Origin of the sequence: Caballeronia sp. LZ043, from assembly GCF_031451075.1 — a bacterium.
In the GTDB taxonomy this organism is placed as follows: Bacteria; Pseudomonadota; Gammaproteobacteria; order Burkholderiales; family Burkholderiaceae; genus Caballeronia.
The window spans coordinates 2,115,883-2,140,524 of record NZ_JARUXT010000001.1 but is presented as its reverse complement, the minus strand read 5'-3'; the positions used below and the strand labels follow the sequence as shown (position 1 = coordinate 2,140,524).

The 24,642-nt window shown below is 65.1% G+C and carries 25 protein-coding genes; 7 read left to right on the top strand and 18 right to left on the bottom strand.

The genetic code is table 11. The features are described from left to right. Positions 1-28: 28 nt before the first annotated feature. From QCE64_RS09735 to QCE64_RS09725, 3 genes are read left to right on the top strand one after another with little or no spacing between them, the layout of a single operon-like run. The gene (locus tag QCE64_RS09735; RefSeq protein WP_310003598.1) at positions 29-508 is read left to right on the top strand and encodes an ImmA/IrrE family metallo-endopeptidase; all 480 of its coding nucleotides are present in this window, start codon (positions 29-31) and stop codon (positions 506-508) included. Further along, positions 505-960: a hypothetical protein gene (locus QCE64_RS09730; protein ID WP_310003596.1), complete on the top strand. Its 456-nt coding sequence runs from the start codon at positions 505-507 to the stop codon at positions 958-960. The genes QCE64_RS09735 and QCE64_RS09730 overlap by 4 nt, the downstream gene beginning before the upstream one ends. A gap of 53 nt (positions 961-1,013) precedes the next feature. Next, positions 1,014-1,721, top strand: coding sequence for a dienelactone hydrolase family protein (locus QCE64_RS09725; protein ID WP_309930757.1), 708 nt, complete (start codon positions 1,014-1,016; stop codon positions 1,719-1,721). 66 nt (positions 1,722-1,787) lie between these two features. Here QCE64_RS09725 and QCE64_RS09720 read toward each other — a convergent pair whose 3' ends face one another. From QCE64_RS09720 to QCE64_RS09700, 5 genes are all read right to left on the bottom strand, one after another. Beyond that, positions 1,788-2,897, bottom strand: coding sequence for a glycosyltransferase (locus QCE64_RS09720; RefSeq protein WP_309809457.1), 1,110 nt, complete (start codon positions 2,895-2,897; stop codon positions 1,788-1,790). Positions 2,898-2,993: 96 nt separating this feature from the next. Then, on the bottom strand, positions 2,994-4,043 hold the full coding sequence (gene galE, locus QCE64_RS09715; protein ID WP_404987313.1) for a UDP-glucose 4-epimerase GalE: 1,050 nt from the start codon (positions 4,041-4,043) through the stop codon (positions 2,994-2,996). A gap of 21 nt (positions 4,044-4,064) precedes the next feature. Then, positions 4,065-5,204, bottom strand: a complete 1,140-nt coding sequence (locus tag QCE64_RS09710; protein ID WP_310003594.1) for a glycosyltransferase family 4 protein — start codon at positions 5,202-5,204, stop codon at positions 4,065-4,067. Between the two features lie 133 nt (positions 5,205-5,337). Further along, positions 5,338-6,144, bottom strand: coding sequence for a glycosyltransferase (locus QCE64_RS09705; RefSeq protein ID WP_310003591.1), 807 nt, complete (start codon positions 6,142-6,144; stop codon positions 5,338-5,340). Continuing rightward, on the bottom strand, positions 6,141-7,403 hold the full coding sequence (locus QCE64_RS09700) for an oligosaccharide flippase family protein (RefSeq protein WP_310003589.1): 1,263 nt from the start codon (positions 7,401-7,403) through the stop codon (positions 6,141-6,143). Before QCE64_RS09700 ends, QCE64_RS09705 begins: the two co-directional genes overlap by 4 nt. 527 nt (positions 7,404-7,930) lie before the next feature. On the opposite strand from QCE64_RS09700, the gene QCE64_RS09695 reads away from it, so the two are divergent. The 4 genes from QCE64_RS09695 to waaA all read left to right on the top strand — a co-directional run bounded on the left by QCE64_RS09695 (position 7,931) and on the right by waaA (position 13,979). Beyond that, on the top strand, positions 7,931-9,331 hold the full coding sequence (locus tag QCE64_RS09695; RefSeq protein ID WP_310003588.1) for a phosphomannomutase/phosphoglucomutase: 1,401 nt from the start codon (positions 7,931-7,933) through the stop codon (positions 9,329-9,331). A gap of 1,302 nt (positions 9,332-10,633) precedes the next feature. Further along, a complete protein-coding gene (waaC, locus tag QCE64_RS09690; RefSeq protein ID WP_309918017.1) occupies positions 10,634-11,629 on the top strand; it encodes a lipopolysaccharide heptosyltransferase I in 996 nt (331 codons plus the stop codon). 83 nt (positions 11,630-11,712) lie between these two features. Next, on the top strand, positions 11,713-12,597 hold the full coding sequence (locus tag QCE64_RS09685; protein ID WP_309918014.1) for a Kdo hydroxylase family protein: 885 nt from the start codon (positions 11,713-11,715) through the stop codon (positions 12,595-12,597). A gap of 32 nt (positions 12,598-12,629) precedes the next feature. Beyond that, positions 12,630-13,979: a lipid IV(A) 3-deoxy-D-manno-octulosonic acid transferase gene (gene waaA / locus QCE64_RS09680; protein WP_309918012.1), complete on the top strand. Its 1,350-nt coding sequence runs from the start codon at positions 12,630-12,632 to the stop codon at positions 13,977-13,979. Positions 13,980-13,982: 3 nt separating this feature from the next. On the opposite strand, the gene QCE64_RS09675 is transcribed toward waaA, so the two are convergent. From QCE64_RS09675 to urtE, 13 genes are all read right to left on the bottom strand, one after another. Continuing rightward, entirely contained in the window at positions 13,983-15,161 is a 1,179-nt protein-coding gene (locus QCE64_RS09675) for a glycosyltransferase (protein ID WP_404987359.1), read from the bottom strand. Between the two features lie 165 nt (positions 15,162-15,326). Next, complete coding sequence (gene ureG, locus QCE64_RS09670) at positions 15,327-15,977, bottom strand: urease accessory protein UreG (RefSeq protein WP_309809441.1); 651 nt, start codon at positions 15,975-15,977, stop codon at positions 15,327-15,329. 8 nt (positions 15,978-15,985) lie between these two features. Beyond that, the gene (locus tag QCE64_RS09665; protein WP_310004196.1) at positions 15,986-16,666 is read right to left on the bottom strand and encodes an urease accessory UreF family protein; all 681 of its coding nucleotides are present in this window, start codon (positions 16,664-16,666) and stop codon (positions 15,986-15,988) included. Then, positions 16,653-17,276 carry an urease accessory protein UreE gene (ureE, locus tag QCE64_RS09660; protein ID WP_310003585.1) on the bottom strand — a complete coding sequence of 208 codons (624 nt, stop codon included), beginning with the start codon at positions 17,274-17,276 and terminating at the stop codon, positions 16,653-16,655. Before ureE ends, QCE64_RS09665 begins: the two co-directional genes overlap by 14 nt. 4 nt (positions 17,277-17,280) lie before the next feature. Then, positions 17,281-18,987 carry an urease subunit alpha gene (gene ureC / locus QCE64_RS09655; protein WP_310003583.1) on the bottom strand — a complete coding sequence of 569 codons (1,707 nt, stop codon included), beginning with the start codon at positions 18,985-18,987 and terminating at the stop codon, positions 17,281-17,283. A 27-nt stretch (positions 18,988-19,014) separates the two neighbouring features. Then, positions 19,015-19,320: an urease subunit beta gene (locus tag QCE64_RS09650; RefSeq protein WP_309809435.1), complete on the bottom strand. Its 306-nt coding sequence runs from the start codon at positions 19,318-19,320 to the stop codon at positions 19,015-19,017. Positions 19,321-19,334: 14 nt separating this feature from the next. Beyond that, positions 19,335-19,637, bottom strand: a complete 303-nt coding sequence (ureA, locus tag QCE64_RS09645; protein WP_309918003.1) for an urease subunit gamma — start codon at positions 19,635-19,637, stop codon at positions 19,335-19,337. 98 nt (positions 19,638-19,735) lie between these two features. Beyond that, a complete protein-coding gene (locus QCE64_RS09640; RefSeq protein WP_310003580.1) occupies positions 19,736-20,455 on the bottom strand; it encodes an amino acid ABC transporter ATP-binding protein in 720 nt (239 codons plus the stop codon). Continuing rightward, positions 20,442-21,092 (bottom strand): amino acid ABC transporter permease, encoded by a 651-nt coding sequence (locus QCE64_RS09635; protein ID WP_309917997.1) that lies wholly within the window; start codon positions 21,090-21,092, stop codon positions 20,442-20,444. Before QCE64_RS09635 ends, QCE64_RS09640 begins: the two co-directional genes overlap by 14 nt. After that, positions 21,089-21,766 carry an amino acid ABC transporter permease gene (locus QCE64_RS09630; RefSeq protein WP_309809426.1) on the bottom strand — a complete coding sequence of 226 codons (678 nt, stop codon included), beginning with the start codon at positions 21,764-21,766 and terminating at the stop codon, positions 21,089-21,091. The genes QCE64_RS09635 and QCE64_RS09630 overlap by 4 nt, the downstream gene beginning before the upstream one ends. 18 nt (positions 21,767-21,784) lie before the next feature. Next, positions 21,785-22,582: a transporter substrate-binding domain-containing protein gene (locus QCE64_RS09625; RefSeq protein WP_310003579.1), complete on the bottom strand. Its 798-nt coding sequence runs from the start codon at positions 22,580-22,582 to the stop codon at positions 21,785-21,787. 181 nt (positions 22,583-22,763) lie between these two features. Continuing rightward, the gene (locus tag QCE64_RS09620; RefSeq protein WP_310003578.1) at positions 22,764-23,624 is read right to left on the bottom strand and encodes an urease accessory protein UreD; all 861 of its coding nucleotides are present in this window, start codon (positions 23,622-23,624) and stop codon (positions 22,764-22,766) included. 29 nt (positions 23,625-23,653) lie between these two features. Next, on the bottom strand, positions 23,654-24,346 hold the full coding sequence (gene urtE, locus QCE64_RS09615) for an urea ABC transporter ATP-binding subunit UrtE (RefSeq protein WP_310003576.1): 693 nt from the start codon (positions 24,344-24,346) through the stop codon (positions 23,654-23,656). Positions 24,347-24,642 lie beyond the last annotated feature (296 nt).

The following is a 24,642-nucleotide window of genomic DNA, read 5'->3' as shown; positions in this document are numbered from 1 at the left end:
GGTAACGGATGATGAAGGGAAAGGAAACATGCTGAAAAGGATTGCGCGTTACATGCTTGCGAAGCATTGGGACGGGAAATTGCCCGTCGACGCTTTTGCGATTGCCCGGTCCGAGAACGTGACTGTGCAGCGTGAACCGGACATGGGCGCCGTGTACGGGCGCTTCGAATTCGTTGACGGACAGCCGCGCATTGTCGTCAATGGCGATGCCCCGGAGCTGAGGCAGCGTTTTGTCGTTGCGCACCATCTGGGACATCTGGCGCTGGAGCACGGCACGCATTTCACGTGTGCCTCACGCCAGTTTTCACTGTATCAGCTGGACGAAATCGAGAACCAGGCCAATCGCTTCGCGCTGGAAATGCTCGTACCCGGGTTTGCGCTCAACATCCTTATCCAGAAGCGGAACATCACCAACTTTCATCGCCTGACCGATGCTTTCGAAGTCAGCGAACTTGCGATGAAGCTTCGTCTGAAGCAACTTGGATGGATCAAACGAGCACGCATATGAATCGTCTTCCTGTCGTGGCCGAGCGCGATGAAACCTCGGATCTCACCATACCGCCGCCTGAGCTCAAGAAGCGGGCGGCGGCGCATCCCGCGCTCATTGAAGAGGAAATTGCTGATCGAGAGCAGTATCGTCAGCTCAGAGCGTTTTCTTTCTACGGTGTGGCGGGACTGATCGCCACGCTGGCAACCTTGTTCGTGGCGTGGACTGCGTCATTCGGCATGAAACTCCATGAGAGTTTTCGAGCGGATCCTGCCTTGAGCGTATTCCTTCTCACGCCCATGATCGTGATGTCTGCTTCGGTCGTCTTGCCGTTGCTCGCGCTCGTTCGCTTCGTGTTCCGGGACGCCTCCAGCGACGACGAACCTGCGTCACCCACCCTCTGGCAAGCCCTGCTCAAGGAACTGGCCGACCTTCTCAAGCAGTACCTGAACCGCAGCAGACCCGCAACCTGACCAACCTTACCGCGCATTGCACCATCCATTTCCACTTCGCACAGGAGACTTTCATGTCCGACATGCTCAGCATCTCCACCCCTGACGGCAACTTCGACGCCTACGTCGCCTGTCCGGCCTCGACTTCCGCGCAGGCGTCCGCACCGGCAGTCATCGTCATCCAGGAAATCTTCGGCATCAACGGCGACATGCGCGAAACCTGCGACGAATACGCGCGCCAAGGGTACGTCGCGTTGTGCCCCGACCTGTTCTGGCGCCTCGAACCCAATGTCGTTCTGACGGATCGCACCGAAGCCGAATGGCAGCAAGCCATGAAGTACTACAACGCGTTCGATCTGAACACGGGCGTCGAGGACATTGCCGCGACCATCGGCTTCGCGCGCGGGCTGCCGCAGGTGCGGGGAAAGATCGGCGCGGTCGGCTTCTGTCTCGGCGGGCTATTGTCCTTCCTGACGGCGGCGCGCACGGACGTCGACGCCGCGGTCGCGTACTACGGCGGCGGCACGGACCAGCATCTCGGCGAAGTGCCGAAGATACGCATTCCGCTGCTGCTGCATCTCGCCGAAGCGGATGAATTCATTCCGGCGGATGCGCGCAACCGCGTGCTTGCTGCCGTACAGGGACAGGCGAACATCGAGGCGTTCACCTATCCCGGCTGTCATCATGCGTTCGCGCGCAACCAGGGCGTGCATTACGATGCCGCCGCCGCGCAGCTCGCCAACGGCCGCACCTTTGCGTTCTTCGCGCAGCACCTGAAATGACGCGCGTCGGATGCGCCAGAAAAAACGCCGCCCGGAGCAGGGCGGCGCGCGTTCATCCATTCGAGTTCATTTCTTCACCGTATGCGGCCGTCGAAACACCAGCCAGCGGGGCGACTTGAAGCGCACGATGCTCACATACAGCCACACATAGGTCGCCGCGAACACCACGACGAAGCAGAACAGGTGCAACGTATGCCGCCAGAAGAGCGTCGCCGGAATCACGGCGATCAGGCACAGCAGCCAGAGGTACGGCGAGGTGAGCGAATTGCGGCGCGTCAGTTCGTGCGCGTTCTTGACGCCGACGGCCCAGCGCATCAGACGCTTGTAGACGAGCATGTGCAGATGCACGCCATCCGGAATGCCCGGCGAGATGCCGCGAATGAATTTCTTGCGATAGATCGAGAAACAGGTTTCGAAGATCGGGTACATGAACAGCAGTACCGGATACCAGGCCGAAACATCGCGGTTGCGCATCACGAGCATGATGGCGAGCTCGCCGAGCATGAAGCCGACGAAGTAGGCGCCGCCGTCGCCGAGAAAGATCAGCCCGGCCGGGAAGTTCCAGATGAAGAAGCCCATCACCGCGCCCATCATGATGAGCGAGCCCGACAGCACCACCGGATCGTGCACCTGGAACGCCACATAGGCGAGCGAGGCGAACATCATGAAGGTGACCATCGAGGCGAGGCCGTTGAAGCCGTCGATGATGTTCACCGCATTGGCGAGCGCCGCGACCGCGAGCACCGTTACCGCGCAGGAAACGACCGCGTAGGAAAGCACGAAATCGAGCGGCGGCACGCTGATGCGCGTCACGGCAATGTCGAGAAACGCGTACGCCAGTCCGGCGGCGGCCATCGTGCACAGCAGTCGCACCAGCGGCGACACGCGCTTGGTCAGGTCCTCGACGAGCCCGGACAGGAACGCCGGCATGCCGCACGCAATGATGCCGAGGATGCCGCCCGACACAGCCGGATAACCCCAGCGCAACTGCACGGCGGAAGCGGTCAGTCCGCACAGGATGCCGACGCCGCCGATACGCGGCACCGGATACGCATGAAATTTCTGCACGCCGGCGAGGTCGGTATCGCCGAGCACGCCTTCCTGGAGATGGGCGAAGCGCACGATGAACAGCGTCACCAGCAGCGAAATCAGGAAGGCAAGCGCGAAACTGAGCATGAAGATGAACCGGAGGAGGGGTTGCGCCCCGCATCGTACCTTATCGGCAGGGACGATCCGGAGCGCGATGCCCGGAGCCACGCTCCTGGCGAACCCTCAAGCAAAACCGCGCGGATTCTGCGACTGCCAGCGCCAGTGATCCTCGCACATGCGTTCGATGCCATGCTGCGCGCGCCAGCCGATCAACTCGGCGGCGGCGGCGGGGTCGGCGTAACACGCGGCGATATCGCCCGGACGACGCGGCACCAGTTCGTAGGGCACCGGCTTGCCGGACGCCGCCTCGAACGCCTTCACGACATCGAGCACGCTGTAGCCCTGGCCCGTCCCCAGGTTCACGACGAAACTGCGGTCGAGGCGGCGCAGCGCGTCGATGGCCGCGATATGCCCGCGCGCCAAATCCACGACGTGAATGTAATCACGCACGCCGGTGCCGTCGTGGGTCTCGTAGTCGCTGCCGAACACGCGCAGCCGCTCCAGCTTGCCCACGGCGACCTGCGCCACGAACGGCATCAGGTTGTTCGGTACGCCCGCCGGATCCTCGCCGATCAAGCCGCTTTCGTGCGCACCCACCGGATTGAAATAGCGCAGCGTGGCGATCCGCCATGACGGGTCCGAGACTTCGAGATCGCGCAGGATCTGCTCGGCGATGAGCTTCGACTGGCCGTAGGGGTTGGTCGCCGAGAGCGGGAAGCTTTCGTCGATCGGCACGCTTTTCGGCACGCCATAAACGGTCGCGGACGAACTGAACACGAAGTTGCGCACGTTGCGCGCCTTCATCACCTTGAGCACGGCCAGCAGGCTGCCCACATTGTTTGCGTAGTACTCGACCGGCTTCGCCACGGACTCGCCCACGGCCTTCAGCGCCGCGAAGTGGATGGCGCCGGTGATGTCGTGCGCGTCGAAGATGCGTTCGAGCGCGGCTTCATCGCGGGAATCTTCCTGATAGAACGCCACCCGCTTGCCGGTGATCTGCTCCACGCGCTGCAGCGATTCGGCACGGCTGTTCACGAGATTGTCGATGACCGCCACGTCATAGCCCGCGTCGAGCAGTTCGACGCAGGTGTGCGTGCCGATAAAGCCTGCCCCGCCGGTGACGAGAATCGTGCCCTGGGTCGCGTTGTTCAGCGACTGCTTGCCATTCATCATGCGCTCTCCAAATAACTCGAATCAGAGTGAAATGCCGGTGATGGCATGTATTGTGCCTTTGTAGCGTTCGACGACATTCTTCTCGTCGAATTCACGGGCCACCTTCGCGCGGCCGTGCTGCGCCATCGCCGCGCGTTCGGCGGCGGGCAGCGTCAGCATGCGCTCGAGTGCCTGGGCCAGGCTGTCCGCGCTCTTCACTTCGCAAAGCAGCCCGGTCACGCCGTGCTCGACCACTTCGCGGCAGCCCGGCACGTCGGTGGCGACGATCGGGCGGCCCATCGCCGAGGCTTCCATCAGCGTGCGCGGCACGCCTTCCCGGTACGACGGCAGCACGACGCAGTCCGCCGCGGCGATGAGCGGACGCACGTCGTGCGCTTCGCCCAGGTACTCGACGATATTCTCGCCTTCCCATTGCGCCACGTCCGTGCGGCTGATCGCGCTCGGATTGTCGACGCCGACCGGCCCGAGCAACTGGAAGCGCACGTGCGCAAAGCGTGCCTTCAGGCGCCGCGCGGCTTCCACGTATTCGGCCACGCCCTTGTCCCACAGCAGCCGCCCGATCAGGATGAAGACGAATTCCTCGCGGGCGGGCAGCGGGGTCAGTGCGAATTCGTCGAGATCGACGCCTTCTCCATGCAGCCGCCGCGCACGATCCGGATGCGCCAGCAGCTTTTCCTGCACGAAAGCCGCATGGTCGTCCTGATTCAGGAACCAGATCTCGCGCGGGAAGCGGAACGCCAGGCGGTAGAGCCGTTTCGCGACCTGCGCCGTGCGGCTCTTCTGGATGAACACGTAGCCGAGACCCGTCGTGACCGCAATCGACGGCACGCGGGCGAGCATCGCGGCCAGCGAGCCGTAGATGTTCGGCTTGATCGTGTAGTGAAACACGATGTGCGGGCGCGTCGTCCGATAGGCACGGTACAGCGCGGCGAGGGTCTTCAGGTCCTGGCGCGGATCCGTGCCTTTCGATGCCACCGGCAACTCGACGCAGCGGCAGCCCATTTCGGCGAGCGGCTCGAAGGTGCGGTCGCGCGGCGCGAGGATCGTCACCTCCGCGCCGCGCGCGGTCAGCATGCGCAGCAGGCCGCGCCGGTAGGTGTAGATCGCCCATGCGGTGTTGCAGACGAGGGCAATGCGAAGACTCGACTTTTCTTTCGTCATCCGGAGGTCATGGTTCGACGGCGTGGATCGCGCGGCGCGTCATCGAGTGGCAAGCGATTGACAGGCGCCGCGCGGATTCACCGTGCACTCAACGTAGCGCAAAACAATTCAAAAACAAATCGACAAAAAAAGCTCAGGCGACGGGCGTGGAGCGCATGAGTTTCGCCTTCAGGCCGCGCAGCAGACGGTACGGCAGCGCCAGGTGCGCGACGCTTTTGACCATGCCCAGCCAGTCGAGCGGATTCATCATCCGCAGATGGCGCAGTTGCAGCCGCAGGGTCGACAGCACCTGTGTCCGCCGTTTCGTCGCGCTGATGCCGGCCTCGTTGAGTTCGTAATACAGGCCGAATTCGGGCAGGTTGGCGCCGTCGTGACGCTGCAGCAGGCGCAGGATCAGATCGAGATCCTCCGCGGCGCGGTACTGCGCCCGATAATTGCCCGCCTCGATTACGGCGTCCACGCGCAGCATCAGCGAAGGATGCGTGAAGCAGGTGCGCGCCAGCATCAGGCGGCGCAGCGCGGACGGCTCGCACGGCGGCTTCAGGTCGAACAGCGGCGCGCCCGCGGTGGACACGACATGCGTCCACATGCCCAGCACCGCGACGCGCGGATGCGCTTCCATATAGGCGCGCTGCTTCGCGAGCCGGCCGGGCATGGCGAGATCGCCGGCGTCGATGCGCGCCGCATAGCGCACGCCGCGCGCCGCGAGCGCGTCGATGCCGGTCTGCAATGCGCGTTCTATACCGCCGTTCCTCGGCATCCGAAGAATCTCGATCTGCATGTTCGCCAGCGCGGGCGCGGCGATGGGCGGGGTGCTGCCGTCGTCGACGATCAGCACGCGCACCGGCGAGGTTTCGCGGAACGACGCGAGCGTGCGCTCGACTTCGGCCTGGCCGTTGAAGGCGGGCAGCAGCAGCATCACATCGGAAAGAGCATTCATGCGCGCAGCCGGAAACGGAGGTAATAGAAGTTCACCGACGCCGCCGCCACATAACCCGCCGCCAGGCCCATCAGCGCGCCATAGCCGTCGAAGCGCGGAATCGCGATCAGGTTCACCGCGAACGCCACCGCGAGCGCGAGCAGCCATTTCGACAGCAGCACGTACTTCGCCTGATATTTGAGCACGACCAGATTGCCGATCGCCTCGATGCCCGCCGGCACCGACAGCCACACGGCCCAGCGAAACAGGCTGGCGGCGTCGGCATAGTTGGGGCCGAACACGCGCGCGATGATGAAACCGCCGAGCGCGTCCAGCACGGCTGCGCCCGCGATCATCAGCGCGGCGGTCATCGCGAACAGGCGCAGCAGGTTGCGCCGCAGCAGCCGCGTGTCCTGTACGCGGTACACAAAGGCCGGCGCGATGGTCTGCGCGAGCATCAGCGCGAGCGCGATCCAGTTCTCGTTGAGCTGCTGCGCGGCGGAATACAGGCCCAGTTCGGCGAACGACACGCGATGCGCGAGCATCAGCCGGTCGAGCTTCAGGAACAGGTACATGCAGATGAGGCCGAGCCAGAACACCGTGCCCGCGCTCGCGAAATGCCTGAAGAGCGCGCGGTCGAAGCGCCAGCCGAGGCGGCCGCCGTGCCTGCGCATGTAGTACAGCACGAGCGCCGCGCTGATGGCCGCCGCTTCGAGCGCCCACAGCCAGCCGAAGCGCGACGGCGCGGCCGCCACGCGCACGAGCGCGTAGACCAGCGCCGCCTTGAAGATCGCGGCCAGCATGCTGGCGAGCAGTTGCGGCTTGCTGTAGGTCTGGCTTTGCAGCCAGGAGTTGACGACGCCGATGAACGGTTCGCGGAACAGCATCGTCACGGCGAGGCCGGCGAGCATGAGGCCGACGGTCGGGTCGATGCCGCCTGCCGCGATCCAGATCCAGGTTGCAATGAGCGCGAGTATCGAGACGCCCATGCGCAGCACGAACGCGCTGCCTAGCACGATGCCGGTGTCGGCGGGCGGCCGGCGCACGATGGTCGGAACCAGGATCTCGGCGCCGCAGACCCACGTGACCGGCGCGATCACGAGCAGCAGCGTGTTGGCGTACTGCCACTTGCCGAAGTCGTCCGGGCCGAGATAGCGCGCCAGCACGCCCGCGATGACAATGGCGACGGCGATTTGCGTGAGCCGTTCGAGCCCGAGCCAGACGATGTTGGCCAGCGCGCGGGCGACGTCCGGATTGCCGGAACGCAGCAGGGCCTTCATTCAGCCGGCTTCCCGTCACGCACGGGCACGCGGCGTGCTACCGAAGACTGTCCGGCTGCAGAAACCGCGTGATCGGCTGACGAATAGCATTCAATCGTCACGTTATGTGGGATGACGCGCGAAGGCGCTTCATTCGGGGGCATCGGGGCGATAGGGCGTTTGAGCATTGGATTAGAATGAACGCGCCGGTTTTTACCGCAACGCGAAAGCCACGAGAGCGCCGAAAGACAGCGATTATAAGTGCGATCCGGGGCGCGTCCGTCCGCGTCGGCGGGCGGGGGACGGCTTCAGTGTGTTGCCTTTGCATGTGCTGCTGCGCTTTGCATATCGCTTTGCATCCATTTGTTTCAGTCGTATGGGTTTAACAGACGCATAGGCGGAATTCGACACGTCATCACGTCATCACGTCATCGGGCGGTCGTCTGCGCGGCGTGGGCGCCGTGACGGCGGCCAACGTCACGACCTGCATGCCCTCATGGCTGCATCGCCGAGAATTCGTTCATCAATCGACAAGAGGTAGCCATCTCATGAGCCAAGTATCCCAATCCATTTTCAAGGCCTACGACATTCGCGGCATCGTTGGCAAGACGGTCGATCGCGACGTTGCGAAGAGCATCGGCCAGGCGTTCGGCAGCGAGATCAAGAAGCAGGGCGGCGATTCGGTCGTGGTCGCGCGCGACGGCCGTCTGTCCGGTCCGGAGCTGGTCGGCGCGCTGGCGGACGGCTTGCGCGCGGCGGGCGTCGATGTGATCGATGTCGGCATGGTGCCTACGCCGGTCGGCTATTTTGCAGCGAGCGTGCCGCTGCCTTTGCCGTCGGGTGAGCGGCGGGTGGATTCGTGCATCGTCGTGACGGGCAGCCACAATCCGCCCGACTACAACGGTTTCAAGATGGTGCTGCGCGGCGCGGCGATCTATGGCGAGCAGATCCAGGGCTTGTACAAGCGCATCGTCGACAATGACTTCACGACGGGCGAGGGCAGCTATACCGAGTTCGACGTGCAGCAGATGTATCTGGACCGCATCGTGTCGGATGTGAAGCCGGTGCGCGCGATGAAGATTGTCGTGGATGCGGGCAACGGCGTGGCGGGCGGCTTGGCGCCGCGTCTGTTCAAGGCGCTCGGCTGCGAGCTGGTGGAGTTGTTCACGGACATCGACGGCAATTTCCCGAACCATCATCCGGATCCGGCGCACGCCGAGAACCTGCAGGACGTGATCAAGGCCTTGAAGGAAACCGATGCCGAAGTGGGCTTTGCATTCGATGGCGACGGCGACCGTCTGGGTGTCGTGACGAAGGATGGGCAGGTGATTTATCCGGATCGTCAACTGATGCTGTTTGCGCAGGAAGTGCTGTCGCGCAACAAGGGTGGGCAGATCATTTATGACGTGAAGTGCACGCGCAATCTGGCGAAGTGGGTGCGCGAGCAGGGCGGCGAGCCGATCATGTGGAAGACGGGCCATTCGCTCGTGAAGGCGAAGCTGCGTGAGACGGGCGCGCCGTTGGCGGGCGAGATGAGCGGCCATGTGTTTTTCAAGGACCGCTGGTACGGTTTCGATGATGGGTTGTACACGGGGGCGCGGTTGCTTGAGATCCTGTCGCGGGTGGCGGATCCGAGCAAGCTGCTGAACGACCTGCCGGACTCGCTTTCGACGCCGGAGTTGCAGATCAAGATGGAAGAGGGCGAGAACGTCCAGCTGATCTCGAAGCTGCAGGAGAACGCGAAGTTCACGGGCGCCGATGATGTGCTCACGATCGACGGGCTGCGCGTCGAGTATCCGGATGGGTTCGGGTTGGCGAGGTCATCGAACACGACGCCGGTCGTGGTGATGCGGTTCGAGGCCGATAGTGAAGGGGCGCTGAAGCGCATTCAGGAGGATTTTCGTCGGGTGATTTTGGCGGAGAAGCCGGACGCTCAACTGCCGTTTTAAAGCGCCTTCGCGGCGCTTGACTCAGCGGTGCGGTTGCTTTTTGGGGGCCGCGCCGTTGTTTTTTTTGCTTGCGCTTGGTTGGTGTTGTTGTTCGCCTGCGCTTCGATGGACTTCCCGGTTTCGCGTCGGTCTGTTGGCACTGCCCCTCCCCGGGGCGGGGTCTTCGCTCTGGTCCTTCGCGTGAGTCTTTTGTGTTCGCCAGCGCTTCCATGGACTTCCTGTGTTCGCGTCGGTCTGTTAGCACTGCCCCTCCCCGGGGCGGGGGTCTTCGCTCTCGTCCTTCGCGTGGGTTGCTTGTGTTTGCCAGCGCTTCCATGGACTTCCTGTGTTCGCGTCGGTCTGCTAGCACTGCCCCTCCCCGGGGCGGGGGTAACTTTCTTTGCCGCTGCAAAGAAAGTCACCAAAGAAAGCAGCTTTTTTTCCGCCCAGCGTCATCAAATGGGCGCAGCACAGAACCCCGTTTCTGGCCCGGCCGTAGAGCGTGCCCTCGTAGGCCACACCGGGCGTGGATCGCGGACCCACTGGGACAAACTGCCGTTCAGCGAACTGGTGCAGCACCTGAGAGTTCCGGCCCAGCGCTACGCGCTGCCGGAGGGTATGCAAGGGAAACCAGTGGGAGGCAAGAGCAATGAGATGGACGCGTAAGCAAGAGTGCACTGGCATCCCCGATTGGCCGGTCGGCGGCGCGTAGCGCAGCGCCGGAGCTTTGAGGGGCTGTACCAGTTCGTTTGAGAGCGCGGCTGCACAGTGGGTCCGCGATCCACGCCGGGTGTGGCTTATGAGGGCACTCTCTACTGCAGTGCCAGAAACATGGTTCTGTGTCGTGCCGCTAAATGACGCTGGGCGAGAAGAAAAGCTGCTTTCTTTGGTGACTTTCTTTGCAGCAGCAAAGAAAGTTACCCCCGCCCCGGGGAGGGGCAGTGCTAATAAACCTACGCGAACACAGGAAGTCCATAGAAGCGCTGGCAAACACAAGCAACCCACGCGCGAAGGACCAGAGCGAAGCCCCCCGCCCCGGGGAGGGGCAGTGCTAATAAACCTACGCGAACACAGGAAGTCCATAGAAGCGCTGGCAAACACAAGCAACCCACGCGAAGGACCAAAACGAAGACCCCGGCCCCGGCAAGGAGCAAGGAGCAAGGAGCAAGGAAGCAAGGAGCAAGGAGCAAGGAGCAAGGAGCAAGGGACAAGCGGCAAGTGCCAACAACCCCACCCGACGGCGGTAAGCCGTCCAACTCCCATGCCGCGCTAAAATCCCCCCTTTACCCTCCATCCCGGCGCCCTCGGCGCCACTCCCCCGGCGTGCAAAAGATCCTGATCGTCCGCGTGTCGTCGCTTGGCGACGTCGTCCACAATATGCCGGCCATTGCCGACATCCGCCGCCGCTATCCGGATGCGCAAATCGACTGGCTCGTCGAAGAAAGCTTCACAAGTCTCGTCGAACTGGTCCAGGGCGTCCATCGCGCCATTCCGTTCTCGCTCCGACGCTGGCGCAAGTCCATCGCCTCACCCGCCACCTGGCGCGAGATCGGTCAGTTCAAGCGCTCGCTCGCCGCCGAAAACTACGATCTCGTCATCGACTGCCAAGGCCTCATCAAAACCGCATGGGTCGCGAGCTGGGCCCGCGGGCCGCTCGCCGGCCTCGCCAACCGCACCGACGGCGCCGGCTTCGAATGGCCCGTGCGCTTCTTCTACGACCGGCGCGTCCCCGTCGAGCCGCGCACCCACGTCGTCGAGCGCACCCGCAAGCTGGTAGCCGCCGCGCTCAGCCTGCCCGACCCGCACATGACCGACGACATCGACTTCGGCCTCGACACCCGGCGCGCCACGCTCGCCGTCTCCGAACTCGGTCTCAACCTGCCCGTGCCCTACGTCGTGTTCGTGCACGCTACCTCGCGCGCCGACAAGCAATGGCCCGAAGCCGCCTGGATCGAACTCGGACAAGCCCTCGTCACGCGCGGCGCATCACTCGTGCTGCCCTGGGGCAGCGAAGCGGAACGCGCGACCAGCGAAAAGCTCGCGAAGGAATTCGGTGCAGCCGCCATCGTGCCGCCCAGGCTCTCGCTGCCGGCCGTGGTCGGGCTGATCGAAGGCGCGGCGGCGACAGTCGGCGTCGATACCGGCCTGGTGCATATTGCCGCGGCGCTGAAGCGGCCGACCGTCGAGTTGTACAATTTCTCGACCGCCTGGCGCACCGGCGGCTACTGGTCGCCGCAAGTCGTCAATCTCGGCGACGCAAGCCGCCATCCCACGCTTGCAGACGTCAAGACCGCGCTCGCAGGCTTCGGCCTGTTGTAGCGCTTCAGTGCATGGCCCGCACGCGCGGGCAACGCGCGGGACAGCACAGCGGTCATTCAAGCTCGAAGCAAGGTCATAGTCACATGACGGAATCGCAAATCATCGAAGTCGCCTCCGCCGACTGGCACGGGAAACATCTCTCCGTGCCGCGCGAGACGCTGCTCGCCGGCGTCGAAAACGGCAAGGTGCTCTATTTCCCGAATCTGCGTTTCGCGATCGAAGGCGGCGAACGCGCGCTGCTCGATCCAAAGATCGCCGATCCGAAGCGCAAGAACATCAGCCTCGCGCCCAATGGCGGCGCGCTGAACGGCGTGCTCGGCGATGCCGTGATGCAGTCGGCGGTGCGCTCGCTCATCAAGCGCTATCAGGACAACGCGCGCTCGCTCGTCGACGGCCTGTTTCCCGAATACGACGGCAAGCTGCGCGTCGCGCCCACCAGCCTGCGGCTGCATCAGGTCGAAACCCGCGAGACCTCGTGGCGCAAGGACGACAGCCGCCTGCACGTCGACGCCTTCCCGTCGCGCCCGAACTACGGCGAGCGCATCCTGCGCGTGTTCACCAACATCAACCCGCAAGGCGCGCCACGCGTCTGGCGCGTGGGCGAGCCGTTCGAGGACATGGCGCAGCGCTTCCTGCCCGGCATCAAGGCGCAGGCGCCCGGCGCCGCCTGGCTCATGAACGTGCTGCACATCACCAAATCGCGCCGCAGCGAGTACGACCATCTGATGCTGCATCTGCACGACGCGATGAAAGCCGACCTCGACTATCAAAAGGTCTCGCCGCAGGAAACCATGCCGTTCCCGCCCGGCTCCGTATGGGTCTGCTTCTCCGATCAGACCTCGCATGCCGTGATGTCCGGCCAGTACATGATGGAGCAGACCTTCTTCCTGCCCGTCAAGGCCATGGCCCGTCCCGAGTGCGCGCCGCTCGGCATTCTCGAGCGCCTGAAGGGCAGGGCGCTCGTTTGAGCGGCGCCGCTTCTCCGAGTCTGGCCGCCGGCGTGCTGAGACGGATCTACCGCGCGCTGTGGTGGATCGTCGCGCCGCTCGCGGTGCTGCGGCTCCTGATCCGCTCGCGCAGGGAACGCGGTTATCGCGAACACATCGGCGAGCGCTTCGGACACATGCCGCCGTATGGCGGCCGAAGCGCCGGCGATCTCGCACCGCTCATCTGGGTTCACGCGGTATCGGTCGGCGAGACGCGCGCCGCGCAGCCGCTCATCGAAGCGCTGATCGACGCGCATCCCGAAGCCCTCATCCTGCTCACCCACATGACGCCGAGCGGCCGCGCCACCGGTGTCGAGCTGTTCGGCGACCGCGTGCTGCGCAGCTATCTTCCCTACGATCTGCCCATTCTCGTGCGGCGCTTCCTGCGGGCGTGGCGGCCGTCGCTCGGCATCGTGATGGAAACCGAGGTCTGGCCGACGCTCATCGACGAATGCAAGCGTGCCGACGTGCCCCTCGTGCTGACCAACGCGCGCATGTCGCAGCGCTCGTACCGGCGCGCGGCGAAGTTCGGCCGCGCGGTGCGCGAGGTGTTCGGCGGCTTCTCGCGCGTGCTCGCCCAGACGCCTTCCGATGCCGAACGGCTCACCGCGCTCGGCGCCCGCAATGTCGCGGTGCTCGGCAATCTGAAGTTCGACATGAGCGCGCCGCCCGAACTGATCGCGCGGGGCCAGGCATGGCGCGCGGCGATCGGCGAGCGCCCGGTGTGGGTCGCGGCCAGCACGCGCGAAGGCGAGGAAACGCTCGTGCTGCGCGCGCTCGCGGCGCTGGACATGCCGCATGCGCTGCTGATTCTCGTGCCGCGTCATCCGCAACGTTTCGACGAAGTCTCCGCGCTGCTGTCGAGCCATGGGCTCACGAGCGCGCGGCGTTCAGTGTGGGCGCCCAAACCGGCCGCGGCGGGTTCCGGCGCCGATACCCCTGAGCCCCTGCCGGCCAACGTGCAGGTCCTGCTCGGCGATTCAATGGGCGAACTCGGCGCGTACTACGCGGCCGCGGATGTGGCGTTCATCGGCGGCAGTTTGTTGCCTCTCGGCGGGCAGAATCTGATCGAGGCGTGCGCGGCGGGCGTGCCGGTGCTGATCGGCCCGCACACCTTCAACTTCACGCAGGCCACCCGCGACGCCATTGCCGCCGGTGCGGCGCTGCGCGTCCAGGATCCGCAGGAACTGGGACAAGGCCTGCGCGAGATTCTCCAGGATCGCGCCCGGCGGCTGGCCATGAGCGCGGCGGCCTCGGCCTTCGCGGCGGCGCATCGCGGCGCGACGGCGCGCACGGTGAGCGTGCTGGGCGCGCTGCTGGAGGAAAGCGAGGCGGCGCGCGATGCCGCGTCGCTCGCCGATTAGCGGTCAGTGCGGCTTGCGGGAGAGCAGTTCCGTCACGCAGCGCGCGAAGCGTTCGTTGCTCGCAGCGATTCCATACTCCTCGGCGCGCTCCGACGCACGCTGCTGCATGCTGGCGCGCAGCGCATCGTCGGTCAGCACGCGATGCAGCGCCTGTGCGAGTTCATCGACGGCACCGACCGGAAACAGGATGCCGAAGCGGCCGTCGCCGAGAATCTCGCGCGGACCGGTCGGGCAGTCGCTGGCGATCACCGGCTTGCCGAGCGCGAGCGCTTCGAGCAGCACCATCGGCATGCCTTCATAGCGCGAGCTCAGCACCTGTAGCCGCGCGCCCGCTGCCAGCGCATGCGGATTGTCGAGCTGGCCCATGAAATGCACGCGGCCATCGACACCCAGTTCCTTCGACAACGCCTGCAGCTCGCCGCGAAACGCGCCGTCGCCGACGATCACGAGATGCTCTCGAATGGCCGGATCGCGGATCAGTTGCGCATACGCCCGCAGCAGGGTGCGATGGTCCTTCTGGATTTCATCGAGACGCGCGACCGACACGATATACGGCGCATCGCAAGGCGGCGTCTGTGGCGCGGCGCCGTTGCTGCGAATCCGCTCGATGTCGATGGCATTGGGCAGCGTGAACAGCCGTTGCAGCCTGTCGCCGAACATGGCGCGGGCCTCGTCGGCCATGTGCTGGTTGAGCGCGCCAACGCCGTCGTAGCGGGCGAACTGCGTCGCGAGCCGGCGTTGCTTGCGCGGCCGGTTGGCGAGGCGCGCGTCGAAACTGAAATGATTGACGCCCAGCCACGCCACGCCGAACTGCCCGGCGAGACGGCGCAGCGACATGTCGTAGTCGACGATCAGCGCATGGCGGCGCGCAAGCTCGGCCACGCGGCGTTTCACATACGGACGCACGGCGAGCGTGTTGAACACGTCGCGCCCGACGCGCCCGAGCTTGCTCAGGCTCTGCGCATAGCGGCGTTTCTGGAAGTGATTGAGCCAGTCCTGGTCGGCGAGGATTTCGATGGCGACATCGGCCGGCACGAGCGGGCGAAAGCGTTCCTCGAAAGCAGGCGACGGGTGCATGACCGACAGCGTGACCGTGAAGCGGTTGCGGTCGAAGACATGCAGCCATTGCATCAGCGACGACTCGATGCCGCCGTTGCCGAAGTCGACAATGTGAAACAGCACCGGAACACGGCCGGCCGGAAAATGCGCGGGCGAACGAGGGGACAGGGCAGCGATGGACACCGTGCAGCGCCCGCCGCACAGCGCGGGCGTGGAATGATTGCGAAGCCGTCATGCTACCGCATGCGCGTGCCGCGCTCATGAAGCGGCGCGCACTGCGACATCAATTCACGAAACCAGCAAGCCCTTCTTCTCGATGAACGCGATCACCTGGGCCAGTCCTTCCTGCGCCTTCAGATTGCACATGACGAAGGGACGTTCGCCGCGCATCTTGCGGGCGTCGCTCGCCATGATGTCGAGGTTCGCGCCGACATGCGGCGCCAGGTCGGTCTTGTTGATCACCAGCAGATCCGACTTCGTGATGCCCGGGCCGCCCTTGCGCGGAATCTTCTCGCCGCCCGCGACGTCGATCACGTAGATCGTGAGATCGGAGAGTTCCGGGCTGAAGGTGGCTGCGAGATTGTCGCCGCCCGATTCGATGAACACGATGTCGGCGTCCGGAAACTTCGACACCATGCGATCCACCGCTTCGAGGTTGATCGACGCGTCCTCGCGAATCGCCGTGTGCGGGCAGCCGCCCGTCTCCACGCCCATGATGCGCTCGGCCGGCAGCGCGCCCGCCACCGTCAGCAGGCGCTGATCTTCCTTGGTGTAGATGTCGTTGGTGATGGCGACGAGGTCGTAGCGTTCGCGCATCGCCTTGCAGAGCATTTCGAGCAGCGTCGTCTTGCCGGAACCGACCGGCCCGCCGACGCCGACCCGCAAGGGCGGCAGTTTCTTGGTTCGACGGGCGGCGGCGGAATAGGCGGGAGCGTTCATGAGTCGGGCTAGGAACGAAAGAGTCGTGAGTATTGGGATTCGTGCCGCGCGGACAGGATGCCCAGTTGCGGCGCGAAGGTGTTGATCCGGTCGGGCGGCGTAGCGAGCGCGCGGCGCACGGCATCGTCGATGGGTCCGCGCAACGCGACGATGATGCGCTGCCCCGCAAGCTGGCCGAGCGGCACGGCCTTGAGCGCGGCGGCCGCCTGGTTCTCGACCCAGCTGAACGCGTAGGCGGCGAGCGCGGCCTCAGGCGCGGCGTCGTGCGCGAAGGCGGCAAAGGCGAAGGCGGTGGGCTGCGCGATCGGCTTGAGCGATGCGAGCGTCTCGCGGCGCGCGGCATCGCCCCATTCGAGCGACGCGCACAACTGCGCCAGCGACCAGCCCATCTGCTCGGTCTCGCGCCGCAACTCGGCCGACTCGCGGCTGGCGAGGTAGGCGTCGTTGGCGGCGCGGAGCGCGGCTGCGTCATGCGTGCGCCAGGAATCGATCTGATGCGCAAGCAAGGGCAGTTCACCGCGCGCCAGCACCGTCGAGAGTCCGCTTTCGATCCACTGGCGCGCGCTGTCGCCGTCGTGGATCAGGCCGTGCTCGATGGCCGCTTCGAGCCCTTGCGAATAGCTGAACGCGCCGATCGGCAGTGCCGGCGACGCGAGATGCAGCAGCGCCGTGAGTTCAGCGATGCGCATGGCCGTGGTGAGCGTGGCCGTGATCGTGGCCGTGGTCATGCGAATGATCGTGGCCGCATGACGAATGATCGTGATCATGTGCGTGATCGTGGGCATGCCCGTGATGCTCGTCGAACACCTTCTGCGCAAGTGCATAGTCCTCGCTGAAGGTTTCGTCGTGACCATGCTTGTGGCCGCCGCCATACGCGCCGGTCTCGGGCTGGAACGGCTGGGTTTCGTGCGCCACCAGCACGCCCAGGCGCTTCAGCATGTCTTCGAGCACGGCATCCGCTTCGAGCTTCAGATAGTCCGCGCCGACTTCCACCGGCGTGTGGCGGTTGCCAAGGTGATAGGCGGCACGCGTCAACAGCCGCACGCTCGGCGCGCGCACCACCAGCACGTCTTCGGCAGCCGCGACGACCCGCACGAAGCCGCCGTCCTCCGCGACCAGCATGTCGCCGTCCGCGAGCACGGTGCCGCGCGGCATCACGAGCGCGACTTCCTCGCCGCTGTCGAGCGTCGCGGCGAGGCGGCTCTTGCAGCGCGCGTCGAAGGGCAGCGTCAGGGTGGGCGCGCGCTTCACGAGCACGGGCGCGAGTTTCGCGGTCAGGCGTTTATCGATGGTACGCATGGCATCAGAACAGGAAATAGCGCTGCGCCATCGGCAGGACGGTGGCGGGATCGCAAGTGAGCAATTGTCCGTCGGCGATCACCTGATAGGTCTGCGGATCGACGCTGATGGACGGTTGCCATGCATTGTGAATCATGTCGGCTTTCTTCACATTGCGGCAGTTGCGCACCGCGACCACCTGCTTGGTCAGTCCGTAGCGGTCCGCGATGCGCGCTTCCATCGCCATCTGCGATACGAACGTGAGCGAGGTCTTGCCGAGCGCGCCGCCGCGCGTGGCGAACATCTCGCGGTAATGCACCGGCTGCGGCGTCGGAATGGAAGCGTTCGGGTCGCCCATCTGCGCCAGCGCGATCATGCCGCCCTTGACGATCAGCGACGGCTTCACGCCGAAGAACGCCGGCTCCCAGAACACGAGGTCCGCCCACTTGCCCGGCTCGATGGAGCCCACTTCATGCGCAATGCCGTGCGTGATCGCCGGATTGATCGTGTACTTGGCGACGTAGCGTTTCGCGCGGAAGTTGTCGTTGCGTCCGGTGTCCTCGGGCAGCGCGCCGCGTTGCACCTTCATCTTGTGCGCCGTCTGCCAGGTGCGGATGATGACTTCACCGACGCGGCCCATGGCCTGCGAATCCGACGACAGCATCGACAGCGCGCCCAGATCGTGCAGGATGTCTTCGGCGGCGATGGTCTCGCGGCGGATGCGCGATTCGGCGAACGCGATGTCCTCCGCAATCGACGGATCCAGGTGATGGCACACCATCAGCATGTCGAGGTGTTCGTCGAGCGTGTTGACGGTGTAGGGACGCGTCGGATTGGTGGAGGAGGGCAGCACGTTCGTTTCGCCCGCCACCTTGATGATGTCCGGCGCATGGCCGCCGCCCGCCCCTTCGGTGTGATACGTGTGGATCGTGCGGCCCTTGAACGCGGCGATGGTCGTCTCGACGAAGCCCGCCTCGTTGAGCGTGTCCGTGTGGATGGCGACTTGCGTGTCGGTGTCGTCGGCAACAGAGAGGCAGTTGTCGATGGCCGCGGGCGTCGTGCCCCAGTCCTCATGCAGCTTCAGGCCGATCGCGCCGGCCTTCACCTGTTCGATCAGCGGCGCCGGCAGGCTGGCGTTGCCCTTGCCGAGGAAGCCGAGGTTCATCGGCCAGCCGTCGGCGGCCTGGAGCATGCGCTCCATGTGCCACGGTCCGGGCGTGCAAGTGGTTGCGTTGGTGCCGGTCGCGGGGCCGGTGCCGCCGCCGAGCATCGTGGTGACGCCGCTCGCGAGCGCTTCGTCGATCTGCTGCGGGCTGATGAAGTGGATGTGCGTATCCACGCCGCCTGCCGTGACAATCAGCCCTTCGCCCGCGATCACTTCCGTGGCCGCGCCGATGGCGATGTTCACGTTTGGCTGGATATCCGGATTGCCGGCCTTGCCGACGGCGAAAATGCGCCCGCCCTTGATGCCGATGTCGGCTTTCACGACGCCCCAGTGATCGAGGATCAGCGCGTTGGTCACGACGGTATCGACCACGTCCGCGGCGGCGCGTTGCGACTGGCCCATGCCGTCGCGGATCACCTTGCCGCCGCCGAACTTCACTTCTTCGCCGTAGGTGGTGAAGTCGCGTTCGACTTCGATGATGAGGTCGGTGTCGGCGAGGCGCACGCGGTCGCCGGTGGTCGGGCCGAACATTTCCGCATAAGCGCGGCGGCCGATGCGTAGCGTCATATTCTCAGCGTCCTTTGCGGGAATGATTTAGAGCGGACCCATGACGAGGCCGTTGAAGCCGTACACATGGCGGTCGCCCGCGAGCGCCACGAGCTCGACCGTGCGTTCCTGGCCCGGCTCGAAGCGCACGGCGGTGCCCGCCGCGATGTTCAGCCGGAAGCCGCGCGCCCGCTCGCGCTCGAACTTGAGCGCCGCGTTGACTTCGTAGAAGTGGTAATGCGAGCCGACCTGCACCGGCCGGTCGCCATGATTCGCGACGACGACCGTCACGGTCTCGCGGCCCGCGTTGAGTTCGTGCTCGCCGTCGTCGATGAAATATTCGCCGGGGATCATCAGCGTCGCTCTGCTCAGGGAATCGGGTGATGGACGGTCACGAGCTTCGTGCCGTCGGGAAAGGTCGCTTCGATCTGGATGTCCGGAATCATCTCGGGGACGCCTTCCATCACGTCGTCGCGGGTGAGCAGCGTGGTGCCGTAGTGCATGACCTCGGCGACGGTCTGGCCATCGCGCGCCGCTTCCATCAGCGCAGCCGAGATGAACGCCACGGTCTCGGGATAGTTGAGCTTCAGGCCGCGTGCGCGGCGGCGTTCCGCGAGCAGCGCCGCGGTGAAGATCAGCAGCTTGTCCTTTTCTCTGGGTGTCAGTTTCATGAGCTTCTTGGGCAGTAAAGCGTGACGGGCCGCGCCATGCTAGCACCGGAACACCTTGTTTCGTTAGCCTGCTTCCGTTCTTACGGATGGCTTGCGGCTCACTGGATGAAGCGCTGCAGCTCCACGGTCGAGGGCCGTTCGAAGATGGCGTCCGGCGCGCCGGATTCCCACACGCGTCCCTGATGCATGAACACCACCTTGTTGCTCACCTTGCGCGCGAAGCGCATCTCGTGCGTGACCATGATGAGCGTCATGCCGTCGCGGGCGAGGTCTTCCACCACGGCCAGCACTTCGCCGACGAGTTCGGGATCGAGCGCGGAGGTAATCTCGTCGCACAGCAGCACGGTGGGCTTCATCGCGAGCGCGCGGGCGATGGCCACGCGCTGCTGCTGGCCGCCCGACAACTGGTCGGGATAGGCGTCGAACTTGTCGCCGAGGCCCACGCGTTCCAGCACCGAATGCGCGGTGGCGCGGGCCTTGGCCTTGTGGATCTTCTTGACCACCGTTTGCGCGAGCATCACGTTCTGCCCGGCGGTGAGATGCGGGAACAGGTTGTACTGCTGGAACACCATGCCCACCTTGAGGCGCAGCGCGCGCAGGTCGGCGTGGCGCGCGTCCATGTGCTCGCCGTCGATTTCGATCGACCCTTCGTCGATGCTTTCAAGCCCGTTCAGCGTGCGCAGCAGGGTGCTCTTGCCCGAGCCGCTGCGCCCGATGATCGACACCACCTGGCCGCGCTCGACGGAGAAGTCGATGCCCCTCAGCACCGGGTTGGCGCCGAACTGCTTCTGGAGATTGCGGGTTTCAACGAGCGGCATGCCATTTCCTTTGAAGCGTGCGTGCATAGCGCGTGAGCGGATAGCAAAGCACGAAATAGATCACGGCCACGAGTCCATACACGAGGAAGGGCCGGAAAGTTGCATTCGAAATCATCGTGCCGGCCTTGGTCAGCTCGGTGAAGCCGATGATCGAGACCAGCGCCGTGTCCTTGACCGCCTGCACGGCGAAGCCCACCGTGGGACCGACGGCGATGCGCAGCGCCTGCGGCAGGATCACGTGGCGCAACTGCTCGAAGTAGCTCATCGCGAGCGATGACGACGCTTCCCACTGGCCCGTCGGCACGGCTTCCACGGCGCCGCGCCAGATCTCCGCGAGATAGGCGCTGGTGAAGAGCGTGAGACCGACGGTCGCGGCGAGCCACGGCGCGACGTCGATGCCGAGCAGCGGCAGGCCGAAGAACACGAGGAACAGCTGCATCAGCAGCGGCGTGCCCTGGAATACCTGGATGTAGCCCTTGACGAGCATGCGCAGGATTTGCGACTTCGACACGCGCATGACGAGCAGCGCGAAGCCGACGATGCCGCCCAGCACGAACGACACGACGGACAGCACGATCGTCCAGCGCGCCGCGAGCAGCAGGTTCTCGACGATCTGCGCGAGAGTGAATTCGATCATCGCGCGTGGCTCCGGCTGGCGGTGAGAAAGCGCTTGCCGGCCGCGTTGAGGACGGTGCGCAACACGAGGGCCATCACGAGATACGCGCCCGTGATGAAGAAGCACGTCTCGAACGCGCGGAAATTGCGCGACTGGATATAGCTGGCCGCATAGGTGAGATCGGGCACGGAGATCTGCGAGACGACGGCTGAGCCGAGCATGGTGATGACGATCTGGCTCGTCAGCGCGGGAAACACCTTGGCGAGCGCCTGCGGCAGCACGACATGGCGGAAGGTCTCGCCGCGCGACAGCGCCAGCGATGCCGCCGCTTCGTGATGCCCCTTCGGCACGGCGCCGATGCCCGCGCGGATGATCTCGGTGGAATAGGCGCCGAGGTTGAGGGTCATCGCGAGAATGGCGGCGACGTACTCGCTCAGGTGGATGCCGAGCGCCGGCAAGCCGAAGAACACGAAGAACAGCTGCACGATGAACGGCGTGTTGCGGATTGCCTCGACATACGCGCCGACGAGCGTATTCAGCCATTGACGCGGGCTGTCGCGCCCGGCCGCGCCGAGCACGCCGAGCGAGACGCCCAGCGCGGTCGAGACGGCGGTGAGCGCAAGCGTCGTCGCCGCGCCGCTCGCGAACATGCCCGCGTATTGCGCGAGATCGGCGAACTCAAGTTCATAGGCCATACGATGCCGCGCTCCTGGTCACAGGCTGGCGGGCAGCGGCTGCCTGAACCACTTCTTCGACATGCCGTCGAGCGTGCCGTCCTTCTTCGCCTGCGCGATGGCGTCGTCCACCTTGGCGAGCAGACGCGGCTCGTTCTTGTTCATGCCAACGAAGCACGGCGAATCCTTGATGACGAATTTCGCTTCGGGCCGGCGCGGCGGATTCTTGGCGAGGATCGCGGCCGCGACGATGTTGCCCGCCGCGATCAGCTGCACTTGTCCGGAGAGGAAGGCGGAGATGGTGGCGTTGTTGTCCTCGAAGCGCTTGATGGTCGCGTTCGGGGCCATCTGCGAGAGCGCGATCTCCTCGAGCGCGCCGCGCGTGGCGCCGACGGTCTTGCCGGTGAGATCGGCGGGGCCGGCAACCTTGATGTCGGCGGGGCCGAACACGCCCTGGAAGTAGGGTGCGTAGGCGGTCGAGAAGTCCAGCACCTTCTCGCGCTCGGGCGTCTTGCCGAGCGACGAGATCACGAGGTCCACCTTGTTGGTCGTCAGATAGGGGATGCGGTTGGCGCTGTTGACGGGCACGAGTTCGAGCTTCACGTTCAGCGACTTCGCGAGCAACGCGGCCATGTCGACGTCATAGCCTTGCGGCTTCATGTCCGCGCCGACCGAGCCGAACGGCGGATAGTCCTCGGGCACGGCCACGCGCAGCGTGCCGTTCTTGGCTATCGTGTCGAGCGCATCCGCGTGGGCGGCGAGGGGCGTGAAGGCGGCGAGGGAGAGGGCGAGGACGGCGAGCGCCGTGCGGCGGGCGCGGGAGAACGGGGTGTGCATCGATGATCCTTCGGTCTTGGTTCGATTCTGGCGGCCGCGTGGGAAGTGCGGCTCTTGAGCGAAGGCTTAAAGCGAGAGTCGTGCCATCGGGGCGATGGTCTTGTCCTGTCTAGCTTCCCGGTTCACGGGCGCCGTGGCGCGCCCCCTTGCGGGGCAGCGTGATGCGCCATCGTGGTGCGTACTAGGTAGTCCACAGGCGCAGCGGGCGCGCCTCGACGCCGTGCACGACGGGACGCAGTTGTGTCCAGCAGGCGGCGAGTGCGTTCTGCAGCGGTTCCATCGAGCGGCCGATGGCGCGCACGATCAGCACGCCCGGCGCGACGCAGGAAGCGGCGGCGCGCAGTTCGGCGTCGAAGGGCAGGGCGGCGGTGAGGGTTTCGGCGAGCGCATCGTCGCAGGCGGGGCCGACGGCCCATAGCGTGCCGTAGGCCGGAAAGCCCGCGAGGCCTTGGGGTGAGTCGCGCAGCGGGTCGTCGGCGGCGAGCAGCGTGCGTTCGAGCCAGCGCGTGGCGCCGTTGCGATGCCCGATGCGCGAGATCGCCCGGATGTGGCCTTGCGTCCATTTCTCGCCGGCGGCGGCGCGGCCGAGCAGCATGGCGTCCCAGCCGATGGCGGTGGCGTCGTCGTCGAGTGTCAGGTTGAAGTCGAGCTCGATGTTGGATGATTCGAACACGATGTTGTTTTGCGGAAGCCAGTCGAGTCTGGCGCCGGCGGCGAGCGTGATGTCGATGCGTTGCGTGGCGAGCCGGCCGTTGGCCTTGTACCACTTGGTGGCGCCGGGCGTCGTGATGACGGCGTGGGTGTGTTCGTGGAGGTGGATGTCGATGGAGAGCCGGTCGCCGCCCGCGACGCCGCCGGGCGGATGCACGATCACGGTGTGGCAGATGTCGGCTTCGGGATAGAGCGGGCGTTGCAGCCGCAGCGGTCCTTCGTGCCTGCGATGCGAGCAGACGGTGCGGCCGTGCTGATGCGTGAAGCCGAGTTCGAGGCGGCCGCGCCACACGTGGGGATCGGCGAGGGCGGCGTGCGATTCGTGGTGCATGGGCGATGCGGGTCAGGGGTGAGTCGAGATCATACGGCGATCAGCTCGCGCACTCCATGCTGGTCCATTTCATTGCCGGCGCCGCCCGCGATGATTTCGCCGCGGCTCATGACCCAGTAGCGGTCGGCGAGTTCGCGGGCGAAGTCGTAGTACTGTTCGACGAGCAGGACGGTCATGCCCATTTCATCGACGAGCTGGCGCAGCGTGCGGCCGATATCGCGGATGATCGAAGGCTGGATGCCTTCGGTGGGTTCGTCGAGGATCAGGAGTTGGGGTTCGCTCATGAGGGCGCGGCCGATGGCGAGTTGTTGCTGCTGCCCGCCGGAGAGGTCGCCGCCGCGGCGGTGTTTCATGTCCCGTAGCACGGGGAAGAGCTCGTAGATGCGGTCGGGGATTTTTGAGGGGGCCTTGCGGCTGGCGGCGCCGACGAGCAGGTTTTCTTCTACGGTCAGACGGCCGAAGATGTCCCGGCCTTGGGGGACGTAGGCGAGGCCGCTCGCCACGCGGGAGTGGGTTGGGATTGTGGAGATTGGCGTGTTTCGCCAGGTTATGGTGCCGGTTTTGGTCGGCACTACGCCCATCAGGCAGCGCAGGAGCGTCGTTTTGCCTACGCCGTTGCGGCCTAGCAGGACGGTCAGCTTGCCTTCCGGGACGGTCATCCGCACATCGCGGAGGATATGGCTACCGCCGTAGTATTGGTTCAGGTTTTCTATTTCCAACATGGGTTTGGCTCTTGCGGTTGGGTTTTGTTTTGTTTTGCTTTGCTTTGCTTGCGCTTGTTGTCGTTTGTTGTTCGCTTGCGCTCTATGGACTTCCCGTGTTCGCGTCGGTCTGTTAGCACTGCCCCTCCCCGGGGCCGGGGTCTTCGTTCTGGTCCTTCGCGTGGGTTGCTTGTGTTTGCCAGCGCTTCTATGGACTTCCTGTGTTCGCGTAGGTTTATTAGCACTGCCCCTCCCCGGGGCGGGGGTAACTTTCTTTGCTGCTGCAAAGAAAGTCACCAAAGAAAGCAGCTTTTCTT